Below are 538 nucleotides of genomic sequence, written 5' to 3'. Positions count from 1 at the left end.
GGGTATCCCTTCTCGCGCGATTACAACAAGCCGCGTGGACATGCCTTTGCTGTGACCGATGTGCGTGAAACCCTGCGTACCGGTGCGCCGAAAAACGCTGAAGATGGTCCGCTACCGATGGCATGCTGGAGTTGTAAAAGCCCGGATGTGGCGCGTCTGATCCAGAAAGACGGCGAAGATGGCTACTTCCACGGAAAATGGGCGCGCGGCGGCCCGGAAATCGTCAACAACTTAGGTTGTGCCGATTGCCATAACACCGCCTCACCAGAGTTCGCCAAAGGCAAACCGGAGTTAACCCTTTCCCGTCCGTATGCGGCTCGCGCGATGGAAGCCATTGGTAAACCTTTTGAGAAAGCCGGACGTTTCGACCAGCAATCGATGGTTTGCGGTCAGTGCCATGTGGAGTATTACTTCGAAGGCAAAAACAAAGCGGTTAAATTCCCGTGTGATGACGGCATGAAAGTCGAAAATATGGAGCAGTATTACGACAAAATTGCCTTCTCTGACTGGACTAACTCCTGTCTCTTATACACAGCTG

Annotated in this window: 1 protein-coding gene; it reads left to right on the top strand. The window is 53.0% G+C overall.

The window, feature by feature from the left end:
* Nucleotides 1-538: ammonia-forming cytochrome c nitrite reductase subunit c552 (locus AC5O77_RS22515; protein WP_494507261.1), on the top strand; the 538-nt coding region annotated here is incomplete at both ends.

This window comes from Stenotrophomonas sp. INTA L402-1 (assembly GCF_059295135.1).
This window is presented reverse-complemented; position numbering and strand designations above follow the sequence as displayed.